Raw genomic sequence first — 7,795 nt, forward strand, 5'->3', positions numbered from 1 at the left:
GGCCCCCCGCTCCTCCTTCCGCCTCCACGACGGTCTCTCCGGCCCTGCCCCGCAGGGCCTTTCCCGTTTTTAAAGGCGCCCCCCCACCGCCTTTTCCTTTTGCCGAAAATTCGTTAGATTTTTCTGCACCCAATAATATCGCTGTCCCGAAAATGCCCTTTACGCCCCTGAGGTAACCATGCATCTGATCTACAGGCTGTTCCCTGCTCTCGCGCACAGAGCGTTCTTCTGCTTCATCATAGGTCAGACCATATCCATGCTCGGACAGTGGATGCAGCGACTCGCCATGAGCTGGCTCGTCTTCCGTCTCACCGGCTCCGCCTTTCTGCTCAGCATCGTGGAATTCATGAACCTCGCGCCCATTCTCGTGCTCGGACTCATGGCCGGCGCGTGGCTCGAACGTCACGATCTGCGAAAGGCCCTGGCCGCCACGCAGGCTCTCTGCATGATAGAATCCGCCCTGCTCACCTTCGTGACCTTCACGGGCATCGTCAACTATCCCCTGCTCGTGGCCCTCAGCCTCATTCTCGGCGTCATCACCTCCTTCGACATGACGGCACGGCAGTCCTCCGTGTCCCTCATGGTCTCCGATCCCGCCGCCGTCAAAAGCGCCGTGGCCCTCAACTCCATGGCCTTCAACATGAGCAAGCTCGTCGGACCCTCCATAGCCGGACTCGTCATCTATCTCTGGGGTGAGGGCGTGTGCTTCCTCATTTCCATGTTCTCCTACCTGCCCATCATCTACATGCTGCTCTTTCAGGTGCGCCTGCGCGACCGCGTCGCTCCCGCCGCCAAGAAAAGCATGTTCGGCGACATCGTCGAGGGCCTGCGCCATGTGCAGAGCGAGTTCTTTCTGAACCACATCTTCCGCCTGCTCGCCGTGTTCTGCACCTTCGGCCTGTGCTACAGCGTGCTCTTTCCCATGTTCTCCACCAGCATTCTGGAGGGCAACTCCCAGACGCTCGGCTGGCTCTTCGGCGCCGTGGGCGCGGGCGCCTTCGTGGGCGGCGTGGTGGTTTCCGTGCGCCTCAAGCTCAGACGCGTGCCCTCCTTCCTTCTGCGCACCACGTCCATCACCGCCGTCGCCCTCGTCGTGTTCAGCTTCTCCACGAACCTGCTTCTCTCCCTCGCCGCCGCCTTCTTCATGGGCTTCGGCATCACTTCCACCAACATCAGCGTGAACACCCTCTGCCAGACCACCACCTCCGACGACTGCCGCAGCCGCGTGATCAGCCTCTACATCATGTGCACCGCAGGCTTCGGCCCCGTGGGCGGTCTCGCCTTCGGCGCGCTCGCCGACTTCATGGGCGCTCCGCACACCATGCTTTTGTGCGCACTCGTCATAGCTCTTGCCATCCTGCTGTTTTTGCGGCATTTTCACGCCATACACCACAGCCTCGCACAGACGCTCGCGCATCTTTCCTGACCTCTTTTCCCCGGTCGTCGCGCTCCTTTGCCCCCCGCCGGGCCCCCTTTTCAAGGATCTGCTTTTCCCATGAACGGCATCTTTTCCGCACTCGTCACCGTATTCGGCATCATGTTCCTCGGCCTTCTGGCCGAACGCCGCCGCATCCTCGCCCCCACCATGGCCCTGTGCCTCAACCAGTTCGTCTACTGGATAAGCCTGCCCGCACTGCTCTTCACGCAGATGTGCTCCATCCCCATGGACGGTCAGGCCACCACCTTCATGTGGGCCACGCTCGCCGGTTCCCTCGTCTGCTACCTCGTCGCCTACCTGTTCTTCTCGAAACTGTGGCGCGATCACCGGCTTGAAACCACCATACGCACCCTTGCCGCCGTGTTCCCCAACGCCGCCTTCTTCGGCCTGCCCTTCATCTTCATGGTCTTCCCGGACAACGAAGAAGCCGCCACCGCAGGCATGCTCGGCGCCCTGCTCTACTCCGGCGTGTTTCTCATCGCCGACGCCTCGCTCGACATTCTCTCCTCCTCGGGAGCCGGAGAACGCCGCAACATCGGCAAAAAGCTCATAGGCGAACTCATCCACAACCCCATGATCGTCGCCGCCATCATCGGCGCGTGCGCGGGCTTCTCCGGCATTCCCCTGCCGAAGGCCGTCACCAGCATCACCCAGATGCTCGGATCGACCGCCGCGCCCTGCGCCCTCTTCGGCATGGGCATGGTGCTCTCGGCCCAGCTCTCCGGCACCTCAGGCATGGGCGGCAGCTTCAGCCGCAAAAACCTCGTCTTCGTGTGCCTCGCCAAGCTTCTGCTTCAGCCGCTCTTCACCTTCCTCGTGCTCTTCGCCGCAGGCTGCACCGGCACGGCCCTCGCCGTGGGCACCGTGGTATCCGCCATGCCCACGGGCACCATGGTCTACATCCTCGGCGAACGCTATCAGGCCTGCCCCACCGAGTCTTCCATGACCGTCATCGCCACCACCATCCTCTCGCTGGCCTCGCTGCCGCTCATCATGCTGGCGCTCCAGACGGCGGGCATCGTCTAGTTCGCGCGCGTCCGATCCGCGTCCGGTCCCCGCTCCGGAACCGGACGCGCCCCCGGACTCCCGCCCTTGCATAACGATGCCGGGAGCGTTATCATCTGCCCCTCCCAAGTGTCCGCGTCATGCCGAGCACGGCAGAACGTCCGTTCATTCCAGCAAGAAGGAGATCTTCATGTCAGAGCCCTATCTGCCAACCATTCTTCCCTGCTCTTCCTGCGGGAGCCGCGAGCAGAAGCTGGAATCGTGCCTTCCTGCCGGCCATCGGAGCGAAGTGTGGAGAGTCGTGTGTCCGTGCGGATGCGCGCTCACCCAGTGGGCCGTGTCCCAGGGCGCGGCCATCCGTCTGTGGAACCGCTTCCTCGGCGAGGGACACGAAGAGTAGTCCGACGCCGCGCGAGGCAGGATTGCTTTCCCTCTTCCGCCCCGCATGACGCCGACATCCTTCCGCTTCCGCCGGCAAAGGCGCTCCTCTTCCCTGCGAAACGCCGCATCCGTGCCTTTTCCGCCCGCCGCAGAAGCGGCCGCAATCAACCATCATCAGGGCGCACGGCGCCGCAAGAACCATCATGGCCACATCTCATCCCCGTCCCCGCATGCTTCTGGCCGACGACAAGGGCCAGATATTCGACGATCCCGATCTTCTCATGCTCTGCCGCAAGGGCAACGAATGGACGCTCCCGCGTCCCGACGAGCTCATGCCGCTCCCGCCCGAAAGCGAACTTTTCCTGCTTCCCGGCCGCCACGCCGCCGGACTCGACCCCGAAACCGGCGAAACCGTGGAAGTCGAGGAACTCGCCGTGGCCGCCTTCATCGCGCCCGCGCACACCCTCACCGGACACCCGGTGTACGTCACCGACGACGACGCCCCCACCCTGCCGCTCTTCGCCTACGCCGCCGTGGGCATGATCGGCGACCGCTTCTACGTGTGCGCCAAGAAGGTGGACGAAGACCCGCGCCAGATCTTTACCGGCATCCCGCAGAAGAAGATCAACAAGGCCGCGAAGGAACTCATGGCCGAGTTTCCGCACAACCGCTTCATTCAGCACCTCATGCAGAACTGCGTGCTGAAATACGGCTGCCCCGCGGCCAAGAACCTCGCCATCGGCCGCTACGAAGCGCCCATCCCCACCTCGCGCGTGTGCAACGCCCGCTGCGTGGGCTGCATTTCCCACAAGAACGAGGATTCCACCATCTGCGCTACCCCGCAGGACCGCCTGACCTTCACGCCCACGGCCGACGAAATCCTCGAAATGATGTTCCATCACATGAAAAACGAGGAGCATCCCATCTTCTCCTTCGGTCAGGGATGCGAGGGCGAACCCCTCACCGAGGCCCCGCTGCTGCTCGAGGTGGTGAAGCGCTACCGCGCCGAGGGCGGTCACGGCACCATCAACCTGAACACCAACGCCTCCCTGCCCGACGAGGTGGCAAAGCTCGCCGAAGCCGGTCTCACCTCCATGCGCGTGAGCATGAACAGCGCCCGCGAAGAGGTGTACACCCGCTACTACCGTCCGCGCAGCTTCACCTTCGCCGACGTGCGCCGCTCCATCACCGAGGCGTCGAGCCGCGGCGTGTTCGTTTCCCTGAACCTGCTCTACTTCCCCGGCATCACCGACTGCGAAGAGGAAATCGAGGCTCTTGTGGAACTCATCAACTCCTGCAAGGTGAGCTTCATCCAGCTGCGCAACCTGAACATCGATCCCGAGCTCTACATGAAGCTCATGGAAGGCGTGAAATTCGGCCCCTCCGTGGGACTTGTGAACTTCCGCAAAAGGCTCAGAAAATACTGCCCGGCTCTCAGGTTCGGCTACTTCAACCCCTACATGGGGGACGAGGCTGCCCACAGCGAAAGCGACGGGGAAGACGCTCACGGCGAAAGCGACGACACTTCCCGCAACGAACACTGATGCACAGGCGGGACGCCACAACGGAGCCCCGCCTTTTTTCGGACTCCCCTTCCGAAACCATGCGGCATGACCTTTTCCGCATCCGTTCCACCTTCAACGTTTTTCTTCTTCCATGATCGCTTCTCTTCTTTCCCGTTTCGGCAAATCGTCCTCGCGCCTTGCCCTGGCCTCGGCCCTCGCCATGGCGTTCGGCCTCTCTTCTCTCTTCCCCTCCGGCGCGGCGCAGGCTTATGAATCGCGCTATGTTCCCAAGGCCGACGGCTCGCCTCTCTTTGAGCTGCGCTTTTTCGGCAAAGGGGAAAAGTTTGACGAACCGAACGAAGATTACGACGGCCTGTCCACCTGGACGCTCTCCGAAAAACAGAAGAACGGCGTCATCGAGGCCGTCCGCCTCTGGGCCGACACGCTCGGAGCGTCAAGCCGCAACACCTCGCCCATCGTCATCAACGTCGGCACCTTCGACGAGGAAAATGCCGCGGCAGTCAGTTATCCCAATGACTCCGATCTTCCCGTCGTTCCCACCGGAATGCAGGGCGCCATCATAAACGGCACGGCCATGGACCAGCCGGCGGTCATCTCGATCGGCCCTCTTGACTTCGCCTTTGCCGGGCGGCTTTCGCCGATTCCCTTGACAGGCTCATGGGATTTCACGGCTACGCTGTACCATGAAATGGGTCACGCTCTCGGCATTGCCAGCCAGGTCACGAGTAATGACGACGGCGTCACGGAACAGATTTCCGTATGGAACTCGCACCTCGTGGACCAGTACGGCAACAGGCTCCAGCCGGGCATGATCATCGTTTCGGAAAGCGAGGCCGACAGCGTGGAAGGTCCGAAGTTCGTCGTGGGCGACACGACGGCAAGCGGCGTGCATTTCTACGGCAAGCACGTTTCCGAAGTGCTCGGAGAAGGCAACGGCCTGCTCATTGAAGGCTATGAGGACGACGACCCCGAGCTTTCGCACATAGAACTGGAACACGACCTCATGAGCCACCAGACCTACCGCAACTACGCCTCCTTCATGGAAGCGGACCTGGCCGCGCTTCAGGACCTGGGCTACAATTTCGACCGCAAAAACTACTACGGCTTCTCCGTGTACGGCGACGGCCTGACCCTGGTGAACAAAAACGGCTATTTTGCCAGAAATGCCGAAGGCACCGCCTACCTCTACGGCGTGCCGAACACCGCCACGCTCGGCGTGGGCCTGCACGTGTACGGCAAGAACAACACCATCACTCAGGCCGCCGACCTGCTTGCCTGCGGCACGGCGGGCACCGGCATTCGCGTGGACGGCAGCGCCAACACCCTCACCATAGCTCCCGGCGTGCGCATTGCGGCCGACGGCACCTGGGGCACGGGTCTTCTCGTGACCTACGGCAAAAATCAGACCGTCATAAGCCGCGGCGACATTACCGCCCTCGGCAAGGGAGGCATTGCCGCCCGCTTCGACTTCGGCAAAAACTTACTCGGCAACGACACGGAATACCGCGGCTCATGGATATGGAACAACTACGCGGACATATCCATCGCCGACAGCGAAAACACGGATCTTGACGGCTTTCCCCTGAACCTCGACGGTCCGCTCGTTTCCCGTTTCGACGTGAGCGGCCTTCTTGCCGGAACGGATGCCTCCATCTTCATTTCCAAAAACGCACTGGTCAAAGACATCAACGTCCTTTCCGGCGCGCAGATCATCGGTGACATCGTTTCCGAATGGGACCCGAGCAACGAAGACATCCAATATATGGGCGACAGAGGCGATCTTCACACCGCTCTCACCTTCGGCCATGCCGCCAATGCGGACGGAACCGTGGGGGATCCCGACAGCAGCTTCGACATGACGCTCTTCGGCTCCGTCGACGGCGCCAAAAGCATCGACATGAGCCTCGACGCCGGACGCCTTGCCGTCACCGGCACGGTGAACGCTTACTCTCTGAAGAACTCCGGACGCCTTGCCCTGTACGGCGCGGATGAATCCGGCAAGTCCGCCCATCTGACCTCAAGCTTCGTGAACGGCAAAAACGCCGTGCTCGAAACCCTCGTTTCCTCTGCCGGCAAGGTGAACGGCATTGAAGCGAATTCCGCCGTGCTTGCCGGTACCTGGGCCCTGCGGCCCATGCCGGAATTCTACGCCGCAGGCTCCGTCATCCGCCCGGAATCTCCCGTGGAGGCCGAATACGTTTCCGGCGACTTTGAAAACGCCGTGGTGGAAAATACTTCCCCCACGCTTGATTTTTCCCTGAGCTTCGACCCCGAATTCACCCTGACCGCTTCCCGTGACCGCGACGCCTACAGCCGCTACGCCCAAAACGCGGGCGCACGCTCCCTCGGCAATGCTCTCCGGGGCATTTCCGGCGTGGCCGAAGGCGACATGCAAAACCTTCTTGCCGCGCTCGACTGGTCGGCGCCGGACGGCTCCGCCGTTTCCCGCGCTCTGAACGCCCTCGGCCCGGAAGCCTTCGACAACGCCGCCCGCGCCTCCCTGAACCAGATGAGCGAGTTCAGCTCGCTCCTCTTTAGGCACATGACCGCCGCTGAAACCGCCCGCCGCGCGGGCATCCTGCCGGACTCCCCCGACGCGGGAAACTGGACGCTCTGGGCCGCGCCCTACGGCTCCGGCTCCTGGCAGAGCGGCCGCGGCGGTCTTTCAAACTGGCACAGCACCGGCGCAGGACTCATGGCGGGACTCGACCGCCGCTTCGATTCCGGCCTCACTCTGGGCGCACACATCGCGGCGGGCGCCCGCCGCACCTTTACCGGCGGCAGCCACAGCGCCACGGCCGAAACGCGTGACTTCATGCTCGGCGTGCAGGGCCTCTACGCCCCTGATGCCTGGAACGGCTTCTACCTCACCGCTCAGGCCCGCGCGGGCGTGGAAGACGGCGACATGACAAGAAACCTTGCCGCAAACGGCTACTTTGCCCACAACGAAAGCGACTGGACCGGCTTTGCCTTCGGCTCCCTCATCGGCGCAGGCAAGGACTGGACGTGGAACACGGATGCAGGAACTCTTGCCGCCGGCCCCCTCGCCTTCCTCGAATGGAACGCCTTGCGCCGCCCCGGCATTTCGGAACGCGGCTTCTCGGCCTCGCGCCTGCACCTTGAAAGCGACGCCTTCCACTCCGTGCCCCTCACTCTGGGCGCACACATGGCATGGAACACCGCCACCGCCAACGGCTCCACCCTCGGCCTCGATCTCATGGCAGGCTGGAAGCACGAACTGGCCGACGATTCCTTCTCCTCCCGCGCCTCCTTCCGGGACTACGGAGCCTTCGGCTTTGCTTCCGATACCTCCCTCACCGGCCGCGACGCCATGGTGCTCCAGTCAAGCCTTACCCTCACCGCCAAAAACAACTTCTCCCTCCAGATGAACCTCGGCGGCGAACTCTTCCGCCCCCACGCCTCCGCCGTCAACGCCGGCCTCACC

General features: G+C 62.8%; 5 protein-coding genes. All 5 read left to right on the plus strand.

The window, feature by feature from the left end; translation table 11 throughout:
* The first annotated feature begins 178 nt into the window (after positions 1–178).
* On the plus strand, positions 179–1,426 hold the full coding sequence (locus tag QZZ60_RS09285; protein WP_295640769.1) for an MFS transporter: 1,248 nt from the start codon (positions 179–181) through the stop codon (positions 1,424–1,426).
* Positions 1,427–1,495: 69 nt separating this feature from the next.
* Positions 1,496–2,464, plus strand: coding sequence for an AEC family transporter (locus QZZ60_RS09290; RefSeq protein ID WP_295640771.1), 969 nt, complete (start codon positions 1,496–1,498; stop codon positions 2,462–2,464).
* Between the two features lie 169 nt (positions 2,465–2,633).
* On the plus strand, positions 2,634–2,843 hold the full coding sequence (locus QZZ60_RS09295) for a serine acetyltransferase (RefSeq protein ID WP_295640773.1): 210 nt from the start codon (positions 2,634–2,636) through the stop codon (positions 2,841–2,843).
* 184 nt (positions 2,844–3,027) lie between these two features.
* Positions 3,028–4,368: a radical SAM protein gene (locus QZZ60_RS09300; protein ID WP_295640775.1), complete on the plus strand. Its 1,341-nt coding sequence runs from the start codon at positions 3,028–3,030 to the stop codon at positions 4,366–4,368.
* Between the two features lie 112 nt (positions 4,369–4,480).
* Positions 4,481–7,795, plus strand: a 3,315-nt coding sequence (locus QZZ60_RS09305; protein WP_295640777.1) for an autotransporter domain-containing protein, incomplete at its 3' end; no start/stop codon positions are given.

The organism is uncultured Mailhella sp., from assembly GCF_905187505.1.
GTDB lineage: Bacteria > Desulfobacterota > Desulfovibrionia > Desulfovibrionales > Desulfovibrionaceae > Mailhella.